Genomic DNA, 19,239 nt, shown 5'->3' on the forward strand with positions numbered 1-19,239 from the left:
GGCTGGGGAAGACCACACCACCGCTCTCGAAGGGCGCCCATGTGCCGCTGATCCGCTGAACGCCAGAACAAGGGCGGTCACTCACGGCAGCCGCGCCGCGGAAGTCGCGCCGGAGCCGCACGCCGAGGTTCACCCGGGCACGACGTGACCTGCGGGCCGCAGCCGCGCAGCGGAAGTGGGCCGCGCGCATGGGAAGTCGGGGCGAGCCCTGGGCGCATCCGGGGCGAGCCCAGGACGCGCCCGGGGCGCATCCGGGGCGCGTCCGCCCCGGTGCCCGTCTCAGGCCGGCGCGACCGAACGCAGGATCAGCGACAGCCCGTATTCGAAACGCTCCTCGAAGGCGATGTCCTCCAAGTGCGGGGCGACCCGGCGCAGCGACGGGTAGTCGTCCTCCGCGAGAGCGGTGGCGAGGCCGTGCTCCCGCGCGTCGTGCAGGGCCTGTTCCTCCTGGGTGAGGCCGAGCGTCAGGTACAGCACGGTCCAGAAGGTCCAGGCCGCGTCGCGTTCCGTCAGGCCCCCGTCGAGCAGCGCTTCCAGCATGGTGTCCGCGTAGCGCAGGGTGGCCGGTTCGGCCGCGTAGGTGCCCGTCACCAGCACGGCGCCGTCACGGTGAGCGAGCAAGGCGTTCCGGTAGCGATGGGCGAGTTCGCGCACCCGCTCGCGCCAGTCCTCGGGCAGTTCGTCCAGTGACACCTCGGCGGCGATCGCGTCCGCCACCAGCTCCAGCAGCCGCGATTTGGTCTTGGCGTGCCACAGCACGGTGTTCATCCGCACGCCGAGCCGGTCGGCGGTGCCGCGCACCGAGACGGCCTCGGCGCCTCGCTCGTCGAGCACGCCGAGAGCGGCGCGCACGACGGATTCCAGGTCGAGCCTCGTTCGGGTGATCGCCCCGTCCGCCTCTTGCTTCTTGGTCACCGACCTAGTGTACTGGATCTGCAAAATTGGTCACCGACCAAGAAGGTCGGCCGCTGCCCTCAGGGGGAACCATGGAGAACGTCATCGTCGTCGGAGGCGGCCCGGTCGGGCTGTGGCTCGCCGCGGAACTGCGGCTTCGCGCAGTGCCGGTGACCGTGCTGGAGGCCAGGTCCCGGCGCGGCCCGCACTCTCGCGCGCACACGGTGCACCCGCGCACCCTGGAGGTCCTGGACTGCCGGGGAGTCGTCGAACGGTTCCTCGCCGAGGGTCTGCGCATCCCCAGTGGCCACTTCGCCGCGCTGACCGAGCGGATGGACTTCCGGCCGCTGGACACCCCGTTCCCGTTCACCCTCTCGCTCCCTCAGGCCCGCACGGAGGAACTGCTGGAGCAGCACGCGATACGGTCCGGCGCCGAGGTCCTGCGCGGGCACCGGGTCACCGGCCTCGCGTCGCGCCCGGACGCGGTGGAGCTGACCGTCGAGGGCCCCGACGGCGCCTATCGGACCCGTGCCGCCTACGTCGTGGGCTGCGACGGAACGCGCAGCGTGGTGCGGCAGGCCGCGGGCATCGCGTTCCCCGGGACCCCGGCGACGCTGTGGGCCTGGATGGGCGACGTGATGCTGGACGCGCCGCCGACCGATCCGGCAGTGTCCGGTCCGCGCGGGCAGATGATGGTCTTCCCGTTGCCGGACGGCATGCACCGGGTCGTGGGCAACGACCCGGCCACCCTGCGAGTCGAGCAGCCGGGCGCGCCGACCTTCGACGAGCTGCGGAGGCGAGTGACGGCCGTGGCCGGCACCGACTTGGGCATGCGAGACCCGCGCTGGCTCTCCCGCTTCGGCAACGCCACCCGCCAGGCGCAGACCTACCGCCGAGGACGGGTGTTACTGGCGGGGGACGCGGCCCACATGCACTTCCCCGCAGGGGGACCCGGCCTCAACGTCGGACTGCAGGACGCCACCAACCTGGGCTGGAAGCTGGCCGCCGTCGTCCGGGGCACCGCCCCCGACAGCCTCCTCGACAGCTATCACACCGAACGCCATCCGGTCGGCGCCGAACTCCTGCTCAGCACACGGGCGCAGACGGCGCTCATGACCACCTACTCCCCCGAGGGCCAGGCGTTGCGTCGGCTGCTGGGCGAACTCATCGCCACGGTGCCGGAGTTCAGCAGGACCCTGGCCGGGCGCATGTCGGGGCTCTCCGTGGTCTATCCCCCGGCCGAGGGCGACTCCGCCCACCCACTGGTCGGCCACCGGGCACCCGATCTCCGATTCGACAGCGGACGGCGACTGTTCGAACTGCTCCGCGGGGGCGGCCACCTCTTCCTGGACCTGACCGGCACGGCCGCCAAGCGGATATCTGCGCAGGCTCCGGGTACGGCGGTGCAGGCCGAACCCCTCGCCCCACACGGGCGGGCCGCCTGGTCCCGGGTGAGCGCGGCGCTGATCCGCCCAGACGGCCATGTGGCCTGGGCAAGCGACGAGACCGACCCGGACGCCGTCGGCCGGGCCGCCACGACAGCGCTCGGCGGGATGTACCACTGACCCGCATGCCCTCCGCGGTTCGGGAACCATGAGCGACTGGGCGGCTCGTGCCGCCGATGTCCGTGCCGCGAACCCGGCTCGCCGCCGAACGTCACCCCCGTCCCGGCCGGGGTGGCACCGGGCTCGAAGGCCCCGGGCCTGGGCGGCACCTGACCGTACGACGCCGGACCGAACGGCACCGGGCCGGGCAGCACCTGACCGAACGGCACCGGACCGGGCGGCATCGGGCCGATGCGTCCCCGGGCCGGAAGGCCCCCGTCCAGTCGGTGCCGGCCGGGCGGACCCGGGAGTCAGGGGCGTGGAAAGTCCTTGCCCTTGATCTTCGCCATCCGGCCGTCGGGGTGGTGCCAGAATCCTCTTGGGTGGCCGGGGTGTGTCAGGGAGATGGTGCCTGGGCGCGGGCGGAGTTCTCCCGGAATTGGCGGCGGGCCCGGGCTCGCGGCCCCGGGCGCGGAAGGTCACCGCCGGCTCCCCCGGGCGGACAGGCGTCATCGGCGGGCGCGAACGCGGCCCACGCCTCGGCGAGCCGGTCGACGGCGGCCCCGAGGTCCTCGGGGCCGGCCACGTAGGAGATGCGGAGGTGGTCGGCGAAGCCCCGGCCGACGGAGGCTCTCGCGCCCGGGAGCACCCGCACCCCGTACCGCAGGGCGAGCTGGGCGAATGCCTCGCCGTCACCGTACGGGAGCCGGGCCCACAGAAAGGGGCCGCCCGCCGGGCGGGTCCACGACCACGAAGGGAGTCGCGAGCGCAGATGGGTGCTCAACAGGTCGAGGCGGACGGTGAGTTGCCGCCGCCGGGCCGCGGCCATGTCCTCGGTCGCCGGGAGCAGGCGTACGGCCAGCAGTTGCCCGGCCTCCGATGAGCCGAGGTCGGCCACGGCCTTCAGCCGGGCGAGCCTGGTCATCAGCCTCGCCGGGGCCCGCAACCAGCCGATCCGCAGCCCCGGCCAGAACAGCTTGCTCAGCGATCCGACGACGACCCCGGAGGCGGCGTTCGGCAGGGGGTGCCAGCGTCCCTCGAAGACCAGTTCCGCGAGCGTCGTGTCGTCGACGACCGTGACCCCGACGCGTTCGGCGAGCCGGGCGACCTCGGCACGGCGCTCGGCGCTCATCACCGCGCCCGTCGGATTCTGGCAGGTGGTCATCAGATAGAGCATCGAGACGGGGTACCGGTCGAGCGTCTCGCGCAGCGGGCGCACCCTGATGCCCTCGGCGTCGGTGGGCAGCGCCAGCACCGACGCGCCCGCGGCGCGGGCCGCGTCCAGGGCGCCCGCGTAGCCGGGGTCCTCGGTGACGACGGGGCCGCCGTTGCGGCCGAACAGCGTGAAAAGCAGGTGGAGCGCCTGCTGCGCCCCGCTGGTGACGAGCACCTCGTCGGCCGTGGTCGGCAGCCCGAGCCGGGTGTAACGGGCGGCGATCTGTTCCCGCAGCGAGGGAAGGCCCAGCGGCCGGTAGGCGGGGGCGGCGGCCAGTTCTCGCAGGTCCGGGGCGACCGGTTCGAGGCGGGGCAGGCCGTCGAGTCCGGCGACGACGGATCCGGACAGGTCCAGGACGCCCGGCGGCGGCTCGTCCGGAAGCTTGGCGGACGGCAGGGTCGCGGCGGGGACCTCCGGCCCGACCCAGCGGCCGGAGGCGACGACCCGGGTGCCGCTGCCGCGCCCGCTCTCCAGCAGCCCTTCCTCGCGCAGCAGCCGGTAGGCGCCGACGACGGTGGTCCGGCTGACCCCGAGCGACCGCGCGAGAACGCGCTCGGCGGGGAGGCGGGAACCCGCGCCGACCTCGCCCCGGCGGACGGCGTCGTGAAGCCCCTCGGCCAGCCGCCGGTAGAGCGGGCCGGGCGAGGCGCTGATGAGACCGGTCGAGAGGGAAGAGACATCCATGACGTCCATAAGATCCATGCGGTCCAATCTGTCCATGCGGTCCAATCTGCTCACGATTGGCCATCGAACGCAATGCCAATCAGCGGGCATGCTCGCGCCATGGACTTTCTGGCCCTTGACACACTGCTCGCACACGCCGACGCCGATCCCGGCGAGCCGAGCCTCGCACCTCCCCTCCATCAGACGGTGAACTGCTCGGCCCGCACGGCGGAGGACTTCGACGTACTCAATGAACAGCCCAGGCCGGAGCAGTACTACCGGCGCTACGGCAACCCGACGCAGGCCCGGCTGGAGCGCGTCGCGGCGGCCGCCGAGGGGGCCGAGGCGGCCCTGGCCACGGCGTCCGGCATGGGCGCGATCAGCACCGTGCTGCTCTCCCTGCTGTCCCGGGGCGAGCACGTCGTCGCCCAACGGAGCATGTACGGCGGCACGCTGAGCCTGCTCCAGGACATCGCGCCCCGGTTCGGCGTCGAGGTGACCTTCGTGGACCAGACCGACACCGACGCCTTCGCCCGGGCCCTCACGCCGGAAACCGGGCTGATCATGATGGAGACGCCCAGCAATCCGTTGCTGCGCCTGACCGATGTCGAAGCGGTCGCCGCACTGGCCCGCGCCCGTGGCATCCTCACCTTCGCCGACAACACCGTCGCGACACCCGTCAACCAGCGACCGCTGGAGCAGGGTGTGGACCTGGTGATGCACAGCGTCACCAAGGCCATGTCGGGCCACGCGGACGTGCAGGCCGGGATCGTGCTCGGGAAGGCCGGGCTGATCGAACGGATCTGGCGGACCCACACCATGGTGGGGGCGGTCGTCAGCCCGTTCGACGCCTGGCTCGCGCTGCGCGGGCTGCGGACGCTGTCGATGCGGGTGGAACGGCAGAACCGCTGTGCGCAGGCGGTGGCGGAGTACCTGGCCGAGCACCCCGCGGTGCGCGTGGTGAACTATCCCGGGCTCACCGGTCACCCGCAACACGGACTGGCGAAGCGGCAGATGCGCGGTTTCGGCGGGCTGCTGAGCTTCGAGCTCCGGGGCGGCCGTGCGACGGCCGAGCGGTTCATCTCGGCGCTGCGGCTCGCGGTGCGCTCCCCCAGCCTCGGCGGTACTCGGTCGACGCTGGTGCGGCCCGCCGCGATGTGGGCGAACGAGCTGACCGAGGAACAGCTCGTCGAGGCGGGAGTCCCCAGCGGTCTGGTCCGGTTCGCGGTCGGCCTCGAACATGAAGCCGACCTGATCGCCGACCTCGGTCAGGCCCTCGCCGCGTCGGCCCCGGAGCACGGCGAGTAGAGGGCGAGCGGAGGCGGCAGGCGGTGGGACGGCAGGCGGCAGGCGGATGACGGCGGACGGCCCGTATCCCGGGCGGGGTCGGGCGGGACCAGCCGGGACCAGCCAGGACCGGCCAGGATCGGCCGGGACCAGCCAGGACCGGCCAGGATCGGCCGGGATACGGCGTCCATGGCCTTCGGCGGGGACGCTGGTCGGCCGGTCGTCACGGTCCCCCTGGGCGACCGGTCGTCACGGCCCCGTTCCCGGGCGGCGGTCCTGCCGTCGGCCCTGCCGCCCGTTCTGCCGCATGTCCTGCCGTCGGCCCGGTCGCTCCCGGTGGCGGTAGTCCCTCGGCGTCATGCCGTACGCGGCGCGGAACAGGCGGCTGAAGTCGGCGGGGTCGGTGAGCCCCCAGCGGGCGGCGACGGTCTGGATCGGGTACCCGGCCAGGCGGGGGTCGGCCAGGTCCGCGCGGCAGCGTTCGAGGCGGCGGTGGCGGATCCAGGCGGCGGGTGAGGTGTCGTCCTCCGCGAACAGCTGCTGGAGAAGGCGCAGGGAGATGTGGTGTGCGTCCGCCACGGCCTGCCGGGTCAGCCGGGGGTCGGCGAGGTTCCGCTCGACGAACGTCCTGGTCTCCGCGCGCAGAGCGCTCATGCGGTTCTCCGGGGGCACGGCGTGCTCGGCGGCCAGGCAGCGGCCGATCACGGATGTGAGGAGATCGGCCGTGACCGAAGCCAGGGTGGGTACGTCCCGGGGCGTGAACTCGTAGGCACGGCGGTGCAGATCGGTGATCCAGCGGCCGAAGACGGCCGCCCCGCCCGCGCCGCTGGGGATCGGCACGCCGACCAGCGGGCGGACGATCCGCTCCGGCAGGGGCAGCAGGGCGCGGGGCACCGTGGCGACGACGGAGGACCACTCCTCCGGACTGGCTCGTATGGTGACGTCGATGGGCCGGCTGCTGTCCGCCACCACGAGGTGGCCCGAACCGTACCCAGGGGTGCGCCCTCCATGAGTGAGCCGTCCGCTCCCGGCGATCACGCACTGGACCTGGTAGACCTCCGGGTCGTACTGTCCCGAATCGGGCGCCAGTCAGAGGAGTCGACCGATGAACAAGCGCTGTCTGGGTCTGTTGGCCGCCGCCGGTGTCACCGCCGCGGGCCTGATCGTCCCGATCACCGCCGAGGCGACCGCTCCGGCGGTCAAGGCCAGGGACTGCCGGTACCATCCGCACTCGGCCAAGGACAACGTGACCCGGGGCAAGCCGACGAAGTCCAGCATCCCGATCCGCAACGAAGGCCCCTACGCGGACTGCGAGATCGACGGGTAGTACGTGGACAACAACACGACACTCGTCTACCACTGCACCACCACGAACGACCTGGGCAACAAGTGGACCTATGTGCGGATCTCCGGCTCCTACGGCGGATGGGTCCACAACCCGAACCTCAGGCCGAGCGGGTCCGGCAAGACCTGCTGACGGGAAGGGCGGAACCCCCGCCGCCGCCCGTCGGAGACCTGCCCGGCACGACGGGTTGCGGCCCGGCCGGTACGGAGGCCCGGTGGGCGAGGAGACCCGGCGGGACGCGGAGGCCCGGCGGGACGCGGAGGTCTCCGCAGGTGCGTCGCGTACGGGGGACGTGGCGCACCCGGAACCCCGGCGTGTTCGCGACCCCCGCGCCCCGTACTCGCAGGCTCCGCGTCCAACGCTCACGGACCCCGGCGGCCACCCCTCACGGCCTGTCCTCGCGCGGCGGCGCGACGAGGCCGGCCAGTTTCCTGATGAGCTCGATCCCCTGTCCGGCCACGGCACGGGGGAACTCCAGCCGGGCGACCTCGCCGGTGTCGAGGCCGATGTCGAATCGCGACGGCGAGAGCGGCCCGGTCGGCGGTTGCGGCATGGTGAGCCACGCGATCCGGTCGAGCGGCAGGTCCTGGAGCATTTTCGTCGGCCGTGCCAGCGGAAATCCGCCCAGCTTGTAGACGATCAGCCGACCGGTCGTCAGGGCGAGGAAGTTGCGTTCCGCGACGGGCAGATCGGGGCCGGCGGTGCGGTCCAGGGCCGCGTCGCGTCGCTTGTTGAGGCTCCTGGCGACGGACACCCCGGTGATCAGACCGCCCATGTTCCCGGTGGCGCCGCCCAGGACGTCACCGGCGGTCCTGGTCATGATCTGTTGTATTTTGCCGGCCCGGTAGGCGCCCACCACGGCCAGGACGGTCTCGTCCTCGGCGCCGACGGCCGCGAGGTGTTTCCTGACGTGCGCCTCGTACGACGGCTTCACTCCGGACCCCGTGCGTTCCCTGCTCATTCCGTCCCTCCCCGACCGCGCGGTCGTCACCGCTGCGCAGCGGAGCCTACGACAGCGCGCCGCGTTGCCGGGAGACGTCATCGCGACGGTGTGCGACGGCGCCCGGCGGCGGGAGCCGGTCGCCACGGCCCGGCGGGCGCAACCGGTGGCGGAGCCTCCGCATCCGCGGCACGGCGGGGTGTCCCCGGCGGGCCGGCGGTGTCCGTCGGCGCGTTCGGCGCGGGGGTCGACAAGCGGGGTGGGGCGGATCAGTATGGGGCCGTTGAGGCGGCAGGGCACAGGGCCACGCGGTCGTTTTCTTCGGCCTGTCGCCCGCTGTGCGACGTCGGTGTGAAGACACGACCTTGGGGGAGGGCCGTTGCACGGCGTGGGATCTGACCTGGTCGCGATCGTCGGCATGGCGGGACGGTTCCCGCAGGCGCCGGATCCGGACGCTCTGTGGGAGCTGCTGATCGACGGCGGCGACGCCATCGGCCCGGTGCCGCCGGAACGTTGGGATTCCACCGACGTGCTCGACCCGACGCGCGAGATCCAGTCGGTCGGGGGGTTCATCGACGGAGTCGACCTGTTCGACGCGGAGTTCTTCGGAATCTCGCCCCGCGAGGCCGAAGTCCTCGACCCGCAGCAGCGGTTGATGCTGGAGACGGTCTGGCGGGCGCTGGAGGACGCCGGTGAGACGGCCCGCGCACTGCGCGGTTCGCGTACCGGGGTGTACGTCGGCGGGCTGTGGCACGACTACGAGCTGCTGCGCAAGGACGCGGGCGCGGGGGCGACGCAGCACAGCATCGTCGGCAACTCGCTCGACATCGTCTCGTCCCGGATCTCCTATGTGCTCGGCCTGACCGGGCCCAGTCTGACCATCGAGAGCAGCTGTTCGTCGTCCCTGGTCGCCCTGCACCAGGCGTGTCAGGCGCTGCGGCACGGCGAGATCGACGGGGCGCTGGTGGGCGGGGCGAACCTGATGCTGACGCCGGAGGTGACGGTCGGGCTCACCCACTTCGGCGGGCTCTCGCCGACCGGGCGCTGTCATGCCTTCGGCGCCGGGGCGGACGGGTTCGTACGCGGTGAGGGCGTCGTCGTCGTGTATCTCAAGCCCCTGCGCGCGGCGTTGCGCGACGGCGACCGGGTGCGCGCGGTGGTGGTGGCCAGTGCCGTGAACAACGACGGCGGCGGGGACAGTCTCGTCACCCCGAACCCGGCCGCCCAGCGGGACCTGCTGCGGCGGGTGTACGGGTCGGGCGCGGTGCCGCTGGAGAAGCTCGCGTACGTCGAGGCGCACGGCACCGGGACCGTGCGGGGGGACACCGCCGAGGCCGGGGCGATCGGCGAGGTGCTGGGCCGGGCCGTCGACGGGCGCCGGCTGTACATCGGCTCGGTGAAGACCAACATCGGTCATCTCGAACCGGCGGCGGGGCTGGCCGGGGTCGTCAAGTCGGTGCTGGCCCTGGAGCACGGTGTCGTGCCGCCGAGCCTGCACGCCGAGGAGCTCAGTCCGGCGATCGACTTCGACGGGCTGAACCTGGCGGTCGCCCGGGATCCCCTGGTCCTGGCGCCGGGCAGCCATATCGGCGTCAACTCGTTCGGCTGGGGCGGGACGAACGCGCACGCCGTGCTCGCCGGTCCGCCCTCATCCGCCGCCCCGTCGCCCGGCCCCGGCCCCTCCGGCCCCGGCTTCTCCGACTCCGGCCCCACCGGCTCCGATCCCGGCCACACCAACCCCGGCTCCGGCTCCAACCCCGGCTCCGGCTCCGGCTCCGACGTGCCGTTCCTGCTGCCGCTGAGCGCGCGTTCCGCCGAGGCGCTGGAGCAACGCGCCGAGGACATCCGGCGGTCGGTCGAGGAGGGGGCGTCCGCCCGGGAGACGGCGCACGCGCTGGCCTGGCACCGGGACCACTTCCCGGAACGGCGGGCGCTGATCGGCCCCGAGCCGACCGAGTCGGTGTCGGGGCGGGCGCGGGAGGTCGGCTCGGTCGCCCTGGTCTTTCCCGGGCAGGGCGCGCAGTGGACGGGCATGGGCGCGGGCCTGTACGGGCGTGACGCGGCCTTCACCGACGCCATGGACCGATGCGCGCGGGCCCTGTCGGAGCACGTTCCCTGGGATGTGCGCGACCTCGTCACGGGCCGGGTGACGCCGTCCGGGGTGGAGCAGGTGCAGCCGACCTCATGGGCCATGTCGGTGTCACTCGCGGCGGCGTGGGCGGCCGCGGGGGTGACACCCGACGTGGTGGTGGGCCACAGTCAGGGCGAGATCGCGGCCGCGACGGTGGCCGGGGCGCTGTCCCTGGAGGACGCCGCCCTCGTGGTCAGCAGGCGCAGCGCGATCCTCCGGGAGGTCACCGGGCGCGGCCGGATGCTGGCCGTCGACCTCGGTCCGGAGCGTGCGGCCGAGGCCCTGGAGGGTTTCGAGGGGCTGGTCGAACTGGCGGTGCACAACGGGCCGCGGTCCTGTGTGCTGTCCGGTGACGAGGACTCGGTGCTGCTGCTCCAGGAGATCCTCGGGGCCGACGACGTGTTCTGCCGTCTGGTCGACGTCGACTACGGTTCGCACAGTCCGCAGATCGACGCCATCGTGCCGGCGATCCGGGAGGCGCTGGCGCCGGTGACCGCGCGCCGGGGGCGCACTCCCCTGCTGTCCACGGTGGATCTGCGCCGGCTCGACGGCACGGAGCTGGACGCCGGGTACTGGGCGGCCAATCTGCGCGGCCGGGTGCGTTTCGCCGAGGCGGTGGGTCTGCTGCTGGACGACGGCGTGACGCATCTGGTCGAGGTCAGTCCGCATCCGGGGCTGGGCGCCGCGCTCCGCCAGATCGGCGAGGAACGTGGCGAACCGCCGGTCGTGCTGGGCACGTTGCGCCGGGGCGAGGGGACGCACCGGGACCTGTTCCGGGCCTTCGGCGAGGCGTACGTCTCCGGGCTGGACGCCTGGGGTCCGCGTCCGGCGCGGCGCCCCTCGGTGGCGGTGCCGCCGTATCCGTTCCGGCGCGAGCGCCACTGGGTCGCGCCCCGGCGGGGCGGGGCGTCGGGCGGCGGCCGGCCGACGGTGTCGCTGACGCCGTCGACGGCGGCGGGCGTGTGGGAGGGCGGCGTCAAGGTGTCCGTCGGGGCACACCCGTGGCTGGCCGATCACCGGGTGCACGACGCCGCCGTCTTCCCGGCGGGCGGTCATCTCGCCCTGGCCCAACACGCGTTGTACGGGCGTGGCGACGGGCCGCCGGTGCTGCGGGACGTCGTGCTGCCGACGGCGCTGACGGTCGGCGAGGAGCCGTCGAGGCTCGCGGTGACCTGGCGTCCGGCGGCGGGCGCGGCGGGTGTGCTGTCCGTCCTCTCGCGCGGCGAGGGCGGCGGGGGCGGCGGGGGCGCCGACGGGGGGTGGACGCGGTACTTCGGCGCGGTGGCGTCCTGGGGGGCTCCTGCGGACTTCGGCGCGTTCCCGGAGCGTCTGCTCGCCGGGCAGGCTCTGGACGCCGACGACTTCTACCGGGACTGCGCACGGCGGAATCTCCCGTACGGCCCGGCCTTCCGGTCGGTGACCGGCGGATACACGGCCGGGGGCGAGGCCCTGGTCCGGCTGGAGCTGCCGCCCGGGAGCCGGTCCGGGAAGATGGCGGGGGCGCTGCATCCGGTGTTGTGGGACGGCGTTCTGCAGGCCGCGCTCGCGGTGGGCGAGGGTCCGTCGGTTCCGGTCGCCGTCGGCTGCGCGGCGATGACCGCGACCGGTGCCCGGCGGTTGTGGGTGCACGCGGTGCGCACGGCGGACGGGGACGGTTTCGACCTCACGGTGTTCGACGAGGACCGTGCGCCGGTGGGCCGGCTGGCGGGGGTGGTGCTGGCCGAGGTGCCGGGGGCCGGGGAGCCGGACGGCCGGCAGCCGGACGACATCGGGCGGAACGTGTACCGGATGGTCTACGAGCCCCGCGCGCGGCGGCCCGGAGCGGGGTGGGGCCCGATGGATCCGGTGAGTTCGGCGGGCTCGGGCGGCGCGGCGGGTTCGGCGGGTTCGGCGGGTTCGGCGGGTTCGTTGAGCGCAGCGGATTCGGGGAACGCAACGCGTTCGGCGGGTTCGGCGGATTCAGCCGTTCCGGCGGGCTCGACGAGTGCGGCGGACCCGGGCGACCCGATCGGGGTGGGAAACCCTGCCGGTACGGGCAACCCTGCCGGTACGGGCAACCCTGCCGGTACGGGCAACCCCGCTGATATGGGAAACCCGGCCGGTACGGGCAGCCCTGCCGGTACGGCCGGTCGCGTCGTCGTCCGGGGGCGGGCGGGCGCGCTGGCGGGGGTGTTGCCGGACGCGCTCGGTCCGGAGGATCTCGGCAAGGCGGACACCGTGGTCTTCGTCGCGCCCGAGCGCGGGTGGGCGGGGCTGGTGGAGCTGACGGAGCTGATCCGCCGGTGCCTGGACGAGAACCCCTCGGCGGGACTGGCGGTGGTGGTCCGGGAGGGCGCCGAGGCCGCCGGGCTGTACGCGGGCTTCGTGGCCGTGGTGCAGGCGGAGTACCCGCAGTTCGGCGCGCGGCTCATCGAGACGGACACGTTCTCGGCCGAGCTGGTGGACGAGCTGTCGGCCGGTGAGGACCGGGTGGTGCTGCGCGGCGGTGAACGCCTGGTCGGGCTGCGGGTGCGGGGCGGTTCGCCCGGCACGCCCGCGCCCTGGCGCACCGGCGGGGGCGCGCAGCCGTTCCGGCAGGGGATCGCGCGGCCGGGTGCGCTCGACTCGTTGTGCCGGTGGCCGCTGGACCGGTCCGAACCCGGCGAGGGGCGGGTGGAGGTCGCCGTCGAGGCGGCGTCGCTGAACTTCATCGACGTGATGAAGGCCATGGGCGTCTACCCGGACGATTCGCCGGACCGGGAGCTGCTGGGGCTGGACTGCGCGGGCGAGGTCACCGCCGTCGGCCCCGGGGTGGCCGGGGTCGCCGTCGGGGACCGGGTGGTCGCCTGCGGTTTCGGGGCGCTCGCCAGTCATGTCACCGTCGACGCCCGTCATGTCGTGCCGGTGCCCGCCCCGTTGGACGCCGTCGAGGCGGCGGCCCTGCCCATGGTGCTGGTCACCGCGTACTACGCGCTCGTCGAGGTGGCGAGGACCGGGCCCGGGGAGACGGTGCTCGTGCACTCCGCCACCGGGGGCCTCGGTCTCGCCGCGCTCCAGGTGGCGCGGCGGGCGGGGGCGACCGTGATCGCCACGGCGGGCACCGAGGAGAAGCGCCGCCTGCTGCGGGAGATGGGCGTGACGCATGTCTTCGACTCGCGCGGTCTCGACTGGGCCGCGCGGGTGCGGGAGGCGACGGGCGGGCGGGGCGTGGACGTGGTGCTCAACTCCCTGTCCGGCGCGGCCCTGCCGCTGGGCATGGAGGTGCTGGCCGAGGACGGCCGCTTCGTGGAGGTCGGCAAGCGGGACATCCACGCCGGGACCTCCGTCGGCCTCGGGGCGTTCAAGAAGGCGATCTCCGTGACCGCCGTCGACGTCGCCGGTCTGCTGCGCCGCCGCCCGGAGCGGTTCGCGTCGGTGCTCAGGACCGTGTGGGGTCTGGTGGAGGACGGGGAACTCGGTCCCCTCCCGGTGTCCACCCGGGACTTCGCCGACGTCGAGGAGGCGGTGCGCGCCATGGCGCGCGGCGAGCACATCGGCAAGATCGTGCTCACCGGGGCGGACCGGCCCGGTCCAGTGCGGCCGCTGCCGCTGCCGGGCGGGCGGCTGCGCGCCGGGGGCAGCTATCTGATCACCGGTGGGCTCGGTGCGCTGGGCCTGTCGCTCGCGGAGTTCCTCGCGGCCTCGGGGGCCGGGGCGATCGCGCTGCTCGGACGGTCCGCGCCGGACGACCCCGGCCGGATCGAGGCGCTGCGGGCCACCGGGACCCGGGTCGGCGTGTGGTCCGCCGATGTGGCGGACGAACGGCGCATGCGGGCGGTGCTGGACGAGATCCGCGGGGAGTTCCCTCCGCTGCGGGGGGTGTTCCACGCGGCGGGCGTGCTGGACGACGCCACGCTGCTCGCTCTCGACGCCGACCGGATCGAGCGGGTGCTGCGCCCGAAGGCGCACGGCGCCCGGGTGCTGCACGAACTCACCGCCGACGACGGCCTCGACCTGTTCATGCTGTTCTCGTCGGCGGCCGCGTACGTCGGCACGGCCGGCCCGGCGGCGTACGCGGCCGCCAACAGCGCGCTGGACGCCCTGGCGCTGGAACGGCGCCGGGCCGGGCTGCCGGGGCTGAGCGTGCAGTGGGGTCCGGTGTCCGGGATCGGGCTCGCGGCGCGGTCGGCCGATCGCGGCGAGCGGCTGGCGGGCCGGGGGCTGGGCGGAGTCGACGCCGGGGCGTGCTGGCGGGCGTTGCGCAGGTTCGTCGAGACGGACGAGGCGGTCGTCGCGTATGCCGCGCTCGATCCCGAGCGGTGGCGGGAGACGTATCCGGCCACGGCCTCGCAGGCGAGTTGGCAGTCGCTGACGGCCGCCGACCGGGCGGAGGCGGCCGACGCGGGGCTGCGGGACGTGCCCGCGCACCGGCGCCGGGAGCTGGTGGAGGAGGTGGTGCGCCGCGACGCCGCGTTCGTGCTGCGCGTGGACGGGGGCAAGCTGGCCCGGGACGTGCCGCTCAGGTCGCTGGGGCTGGATTCGCTGATGTCGGTGGAGCTGCGCAACCGGCTGGAGGCGTCGCTGGGGTTGCGGCTGAGTCCGACGCTGCTGTGGAAGCACGGCACCCTGGCGCGGCTCGGCGCCGCGCTGTCCGGTCTGTTCGACACGGAGGAGTCCGTCGCGCATGGGTGATCGCCCGGTTCTGAGCGTCGAGGAGACGCGTCTGCTGCTGGCGGAGTATCTGCCGGGCGAGGACGGGCTGGACGTGGTCGAGGTGTCGGACGGCGGTCTGGTGCTCACGGCGTGCGCGTCGCGGCTGCCGGTGCGGCCGGGCGGCACGGTGTCCGGGCCGGCCCTGTTCGCGTTCGCGGACGTGGCCGGGTATGTCGCCGTCAGCGCCTATCTGGGCCGGACCCCGTCGGCGGTGCTGACGTCGAGCAGCATCAGCTTTCTGGAGGCGGTGGAGCCGGGGGTGCTGCGGGCGCGGGTCGAGGCCGTGCGCATCGGCCGCCGGACGGCCGTGTTCACGGCGCGGGTGGAGGACGGTCCGGGACGCGCGGTGGCCCTGGCCACGCTGCACTTCTCCTTCCCCGGCGGCAGGAGGCGCGCGTCCGGGGAGCGTGTCGGGTGACGCCTGACGGGGCGTGACCGCCCGGCCGGACGCCACGCGGCGGGCTTACGGGGCTCAGGCGCCGTCGAGCGGGCGGATGGAGTGGGTGGTCCGTTCCCACGGATAGAGGGGCAGCGAGCGCACGGTGCGCGGCGCCGGTCCGGCCGGGGCGGTCTCCGTCTCGTGGAGCGTCCGCAGCCGGGGATCGTCGGCGCCGCGACCGAGGGCGGTCAGCGCCTCGCGGGCTTCGGCGGCGCTGTCCGCCGTGATCCAGGCGGCGTGCCGCAGCCGGGTGCGGCCGTGGGTCGCGGTGTACGCGAAGGCGGCGTAGCCGGCCTCGGCGGTGGGCGCGGACAGCGCCGAGGCGTAGCGCAGGGCGAGGGCGCGCAGTGCCGTCGCGGTGTGCGCGGAGACGAGGAGCCCGCGCGGGGCGGAGGCGCCGGTCCCGGCGGAGGTGTCCGTCCTGTCCCAGGCGTCCGCCCCGGCAGAAGCGTCCGTCCCGGCGGAGGGGTTCGAGGGGACGCAGGGGTTCGACGGGCCGGAGAGGTTCGACGGGACGCAGGGCTTCGGCGGGGCCGGTGGGGTCTTCGGGGTGGGGGCGGCCGAGAGCACGGCGTGGGCGTTGGTGCCGCTCATGCCGAAGGAGCTGACCGCGGCGCACCGGCCCGAGGCCGTCGGGTCCCAGGGGAGCGTCCGCGTCGGCACGGTCATCCCGCTGCCGTCGAGCGCGATCCGCGGGTTGAGCCGCTCGAACAGGGCCTGCCGGGGGATCTGCCGCCTCTCCAGGCAGAGCAGGGCCTTGAGGAGTCCGAGTACGCCGGCGGCGGCCTCGGTGTGTCCGATGTTCGCCTTCACCGATCCGACGTACCAGGTCCGGCCGGTGCCGCCCAGCGCTTCGCGGGCGGCCTCCAGTTCGATGGGGTCGCCCAGCGGGGTGCCGGTGCCGTGCGCCTCCAGGTAGCCGATGTCGTCGGGGGCGAGTCCGGTGGAGGCCAGCACGGAGGTGATGAGCCGGGTCTGGGCCGTGGCGTTCGGGGCGGTGAAGCCGGCGGACCGGCCGTCCTGGTTGACGCCGGTCCCCTCGATCACGGCGAGCACGCGGTCCCCGTCGCGTTCGGCGTCGGCGAGCCGTTTGAGCACCACCGCGCCGCAGCCCTCGCCCCGCACGAAGCCGTTGGCCCGGGCGTCGAAGGGGCGGCAGCGGCCGTCCGGCGACAGCGCCTCGGTGCGCTGGATCTCCGCCGTGGACCGGGGCGCGAGGACGAGGCTCACCCCGGCGGCCACGGCGGTGTCGCAGTCCCCCGCGGTCAGGGCCCGGCACGCCGTGTGCACCGCGACCAGGGAGGACGAGCAGGCGGTGTCGACGGCCATCGTCGGCCCCTGGAGGCCGAGGGTGTAGGCGATCCGGCCCGCGGCGAAGCAGTGGCCGTTGCCGATCAGCCATGCGGCGTTCGGTTCGGGTTCGGCCCAGTGCCGGTGGTCCTGCCCGGTGATGCCGACGAAGACGCCGGTGGACTCGGCGACTGTCGCGGGCGGGATCGCCGCGTCCTCGAACGCCTCCCAGACCACCTGGAGCAGCAGGCGGTGCTGGGGGTCCAGGTTCCTCGCCTCGCGGGGGGAGATGCCGAAGAACTTCGCGTCGAAGCCGAACACGTCGTCCAGGTATCCGCCGCGGGTCAGCAGCCCGTCCCAGCCGGGGCCGAAGGCGCCGCGGCGGTGCCCGGGGAGTTCGCCGGTGAGGTCGCGGCCGTCGGCCAGGGCGCGCCAGTACGTCTCCCGGTCGCCGATGCCGCCGGGCGCGCGCAGTCCGGCGCCGACGACGGCGATGCGTCGTTCGCCGCGCGCGGCGTCCAGCTCGGCGCGCAGCGACCTGATCGTCTCCATGGCCCGGCGCAGCGGACCGGCGGCGGTGGCGGTGTCCGAAGTCGATGGCATCGCCGGTGAGGTTAACAGCTCCACTCCATGATCACCCCTTGCAGCAAAGGACTTTGACCCGACTTGATCATCAACTCCCTGAACTGCGAAGGGAGTTGTCGATCACGCCACCCGGCCGGCCGACGCCGTCGGTCACATGCGGACCCATCAACTCCCCTTCTTCATACATCCGTTGGCGAAAAACAACGGGTGGGAATGAAGCCTGGTGCTGTCCGTCCCCGGTGTGACAATGTGTCGATCCGTGGGTCCGGGGCTTGGTGCCGCACGGTCGGGGGGCCGGACCGCTCCCCGGTGCGCGCCGTGCCCCCGCCGCCTCTCGTCCTGGTCTGTACGTCCGTGAGAAGGTGAGGTCGCCGATGACGTTCGCGGTACTGGACGACGAAGAGGTCGTGGTGCGCACACCGGAGGAGTTCCACCGGATGCCCCGCGACTACCAGAAGATGCTGATCAGCCAGATCACCATCAACACCGAGGGCGAGCTGTCCGGCGGCGACGACTACGCGCTGATGTTCCTGCCGCTCGCGCCGTCCTCGGAGGAGCGCCAGGTGTGCGCGGAGCGGGCCGCCGAGGAGTACGACCACTACAAGATCGGCAAGCGCGTTCTCGCGGACATCGGCGTCGACACCACCTACATGGAGACGCAGCCGCTGTCCGAGCGCATGCTGTTCGCGGACGAGCGCATGCACAACTGCACCACCTGGGCCGAGCGCGGGGTCTACTCGTACATCGGCGAGGAGACCGCGATGGTGATGCTCCGGGAGTTCGCCGAGAGCAGCTACCGGCCGTGGGCCGAGGCGGTGCGCACGATCATCCTGGACGAGAAGATCCACATCGCCCACGGCGCCCGGGTCTGCCGCAACCTCGCGGCCACCGACGAGGGCCGCGAGCAGCTCCAGACCGCGCTGGACCGGCTGTGGCCGATGTTCGTCGGGATCTTCGGCAGCGCCAACACCAAGCGCTCCCGGCAGGCCGTGCGTTACGGCCTGCGCCGCACCACCAACGGCGAGGCCGTCGCGCTGTGGCACGAGAAGGTCGCCCCGCGCATCACCAACCTGGGCCTGCGCGTCCCCGAATAAGCCGCGGAGGCAAACCATGGCCATACCCGTGCTCATCACTCCGCGCCCGCCCTCCCGGGCCGAGGCCAAGGCCCGGCTGCGGGAGCTGCTGGCCGGCCGGCCCGACCTGGCCTCGCGCCTGAAGACGCTGCGCGGCATGGGCCGCCGGGTGCGCGGCTGCGAGGTGCACCTCACCACGGCCTGCAACATCCGCTGCAAGGGATGCTGGTACTTCGAGGGCGGCTTCGACACCGCGGTGAAGGAGGTCTCGGATCCCGGGCGGATCCGGGCGTTCGCCGAGAAGCTGGCGGCGGACGGCGTCACCCAGGCCACCCTCATCGGCGGCGAGCCCACCATCGTCCTCGACCGGGTCCGCCCGTTCGTCGAGACGCTGCCCTACATCACCCTCTCCAGCAACGGCCTGCGCCCGCTGCCCCGCGACGGGTACGAGAACGTCGCCATCGGCATCAGCCTGTTCGGCGGCGGCCCGCTCGACGACGCGCTGCGCGCGCACCGCCCCAACGGCTCCTCGTTCACGGGGCTGTTCGAGAAGGCGCTGGGGCACTACCGCGAGGACCCGCGCGTCACCTTCGTCTTCGCCCTGTCCGAGGAGGGGCTCCCGCACATCGAGCCGACGGTGCGGGCGATCCGCGACAACGGCAACCAGGTGACGTTCAACTTCTACAGCGAGCACGGCTCCGACCACCCGCTGCGGATCGAGAACGAGAAACGCACCCTGGACGAGGCGCTGCGGGTCAAGGAGCTCTACCCGGACACCGTGGTCAGCCACCCGTACTTCATCGAGGCCCTGATCACCGGGCGCGGCCACTGGGGCGGGCGGTTCGGCTACGACGTCTGCCCCAGCATCAGCGTCGAGATGCCCGAGCACGAGCAGCGGGTGAACAACGGCAACCCGGTCCTCGACGGCTTCGCCGTCTACGGCGCCGACTACGAGACGCTCCAGTTCTGCTGCACCTCCGGCGACTGCGGCGGCTGCCGCGACAGCCAGGCCGTCTACAGCTGGCTGATGGTCGGTCTGAACTGGTTCCTCGACAGCGAGCGGCGGCTGGAGACCTGGATGGACCTGGCCGAGAGCTACTGGCGCCAGTGGTACTGGTCGCAGCGCCAGTCCCCGAACTTCAGTCGCTGAAACCCGACTTC

The 19,239-nt window shown here is 73.6% G+C and carries 13 protein-coding genes; 8 read left to right on the plus strand and 5 right to left on the minus strand.

Features of this window, described 5'->3' with window-relative positions; genetic code table 11:
* Positions 1 to 279: 279 nt before the first annotated feature.
* The gene (locus WA762_RS16095; protein WP_335936398.1) at positions 280 to 915 is read right to left on the minus strand and encodes a TetR/AcrR family transcriptional regulator C-terminal domain-containing protein; all 636 of its coding nucleotides are present in this window, start codon (positions 913 to 915) and stop codon (positions 280 to 282) included.
* Between the two features lie 71 nt (positions 916 to 986).
* Here WA762_RS16095 and WA762_RS16100 point away from each other — a divergent pair, with 71 nt between their 5' ends.
* Positions 987 to 2,459 carry an FAD-dependent monooxygenase gene (locus WA762_RS16100; RefSeq protein WP_335936399.1) on the plus strand — a complete coding sequence of 491 codons (1,473 nt, stop codon included), beginning with the start codon at positions 987 to 989 and terminating at the stop codon, positions 2,457 to 2,459.
* Between the two features lie 376 nt (positions 2,460 to 2,835).
* Here WA762_RS16100 and WA762_RS16105 read toward each other — a convergent pair whose 3' ends face one another.
* The gene (locus WA762_RS16105) at positions 2,836 to 4,338 is read right to left on the minus strand and encodes an aminotransferase-like domain-containing protein (RefSeq protein ID WP_335936400.1); all 1,503 of its coding nucleotides are present in this window, start codon (positions 4,336 to 4,338) and stop codon (positions 2,836 to 2,838) included.
* 99 nt (positions 4,339 to 4,437) lie between these two features.
* Between WA762_RS16105 and WA762_RS16110 the strand changes: the two genes are divergently transcribed.
* Entirely contained in the window at positions 4,438 to 5,625 is a 1,188-nt protein-coding gene (locus WA762_RS16110) for a trans-sulfuration enzyme family protein (protein ID WP_335936401.1), read from the plus strand.
* Positions 5,626 to 5,853: 228 nt separating this feature from the next.
* Here the strand turns inward: WA762_RS16110 and WA762_RS16115 are convergent, their stop codons facing one another.
* Positions 5,854 to 6,693: a helix-turn-helix domain-containing protein gene (locus WA762_RS16115; protein ID WP_335936464.1), complete on the minus strand. Its 840-nt coding sequence runs from the start codon at positions 6,691 to 6,693 to the stop codon at positions 5,854 to 5,856.
* 16 nt (positions 6,694 to 6,709) lie between these two features.
* Between WA762_RS16115 and WA762_RS16120 the strand changes: the two genes are divergently transcribed.
* Entirely contained in the window at positions 6,710 to 6,931 is a 222-nt protein-coding gene (locus WA762_RS16120) for a hypothetical protein (RefSeq protein WP_335936402.1), read from the plus strand.
* A gap of 3 nt (positions 6,932 to 6,934) precedes the next feature.
* Positions 6,935 to 7,081: a hypothetical protein gene (locus WA762_RS16125; RefSeq protein WP_335936403.1), complete on the plus strand. Its 147-nt coding sequence runs from the start codon at positions 6,935 to 6,937 to the stop codon at positions 7,079 to 7,081.
* 253 nt (positions 7,082 to 7,334) lie between these two features.
* Here WA762_RS16125 and WA762_RS16130 read toward each other — a convergent pair whose 3' ends face one another.
* Complete coding sequence (locus WA762_RS16130) at positions 7,335 to 7,910, minus strand: hypothetical protein (protein WP_335936404.1); 576 nt, start codon at positions 7,908 to 7,910, stop codon at positions 7,335 to 7,337.
* Positions 7,911 to 8,277: 367 nt separating this feature from the next.
* On the opposite strand from WA762_RS16130, the gene WA762_RS16135 reads away from it, so the two are divergent.
* Both WA762_RS16135 and WA762_RS16140 read left to right on the plus strand, forming a co-directional pair.
* Positions 8,278 to 14,670: a type I polyketide synthase gene (locus tag WA762_RS16135; protein WP_335936405.1), complete on the plus strand. Its 6,393-nt coding sequence runs from the start codon at positions 8,278 to 8,280 to the stop codon at positions 14,668 to 14,670.
* Entirely contained in the window at positions 14,663 to 15,109 is a 447-nt protein-coding gene (locus WA762_RS16140) for a PaaI family thioesterase (protein ID WP_335936406.1), read from the plus strand. Before WA762_RS16135 ends, WA762_RS16140 begins: the two co-directional genes overlap by 8 nt.
* Before the next feature lie 54 nt (positions 15,110 to 15,163).
* On the opposite strand, the gene WA762_RS16145 is transcribed toward WA762_RS16140, so the two are convergent.
* Complete coding sequence (locus WA762_RS16145) at positions 15,164 to 17,023, minus strand: polyketide synthase (protein WP_335936407.1); 1,860 nt, start codon at positions 17,021 to 17,023, stop codon at positions 15,164 to 15,166.
* A gap of 356 nt (positions 17,024 to 17,379) precedes the next feature.
* Between WA762_RS16145 and WA762_RS16150 the strand changes: the two genes are divergently transcribed.
* Positions 17,380 to 18,099, plus strand: coding sequence for a Phenylacetic acid catabolic protein (locus WA762_RS16150; RefSeq protein ID WP_335936408.1), 720 nt, complete (start codon positions 17,380 to 17,382; stop codon positions 18,097 to 18,099).
* Between the two features lie 16 nt (positions 18,100 to 18,115).
* Positions 18,116 to 19,228 carry a radical SAM protein gene (locus WA762_RS16155; RefSeq protein WP_335936409.1) on the plus strand — a complete coding sequence of 371 codons (1,113 nt, stop codon included), beginning with the start codon at positions 18,116 to 18,118 and terminating at the stop codon, positions 19,226 to 19,228.
* Positions 19,229 to 19,239 lie beyond the last annotated feature (11 nt).

Source organism: Streptomyces tyrfis (assembly GCF_037034285.1).
Taxonomy (GTDB): domain Bacteria; phylum Actinomycetota; class Actinomycetes; order Streptomycetales; family Streptomycetaceae; genus Streptomyces.

Coding starts and splice junctions, on each gene's coding strand:
- WA762_RS16100 (WP_335936399.1), top strand. CDS start 987: ATGGAGAACGTCATCGTCGTCGGAGGCGGCCCGGTCGGGCTGTGGCTC.
- WA762_RS16105 (WP_335936400.1), bottom strand. CDS start 4,338: ATGGATGTCTCTTCCCTCTCGACCGGTCTCATCAGCGCCTCGCCCGGC.
- WA762_RS16110 (WP_335936401.1), top strand. CDS start 4,438: ATGGACTTTCTGGCCCTTGACACACTGCTCGCACACGCCGACGCCGAT.
- WA762_RS16120 (WP_335936402.1), top strand. CDS start 6,710: ATGAACAAGCGCTGTCTGGGTCTGTTGGCCGCCGCCGGTGTCACCGCC.
- WA762_RS16130 (WP_335936404.1), bottom strand. CDS start 7,910: ATGAGCAGGGAACGCACGGGGTCCGGAGTGAAGCCGTCGTACGAGGCG.
- WA762_RS16140 (WP_335936406.1), top strand. CDS start 14,663: ATGGGTGATCGCCCGGTTCTGAGCGTCGAGGAGACGCGTCTGCTGCTG.
- WA762_RS16145 (WP_335936407.1), bottom strand. CDS start 17,023: ATGCCATCGACTTCGGACACCGCCACCGCCGCCGGTCCGCTGCGCCGG.
- WA762_RS16150 (WP_335936408.1), top strand. CDS start 17,380: ATGACGTTCGCGGTACTGGACGACGAAGAGGTCGTGGTGCGCACACCG.
- WA762_RS16155 (WP_335936409.1), top strand. CDS start 18,116: ATGGCCATACCCGTGCTCATCACTCCGCGCCCGCCCTCCCGGGCCGAG.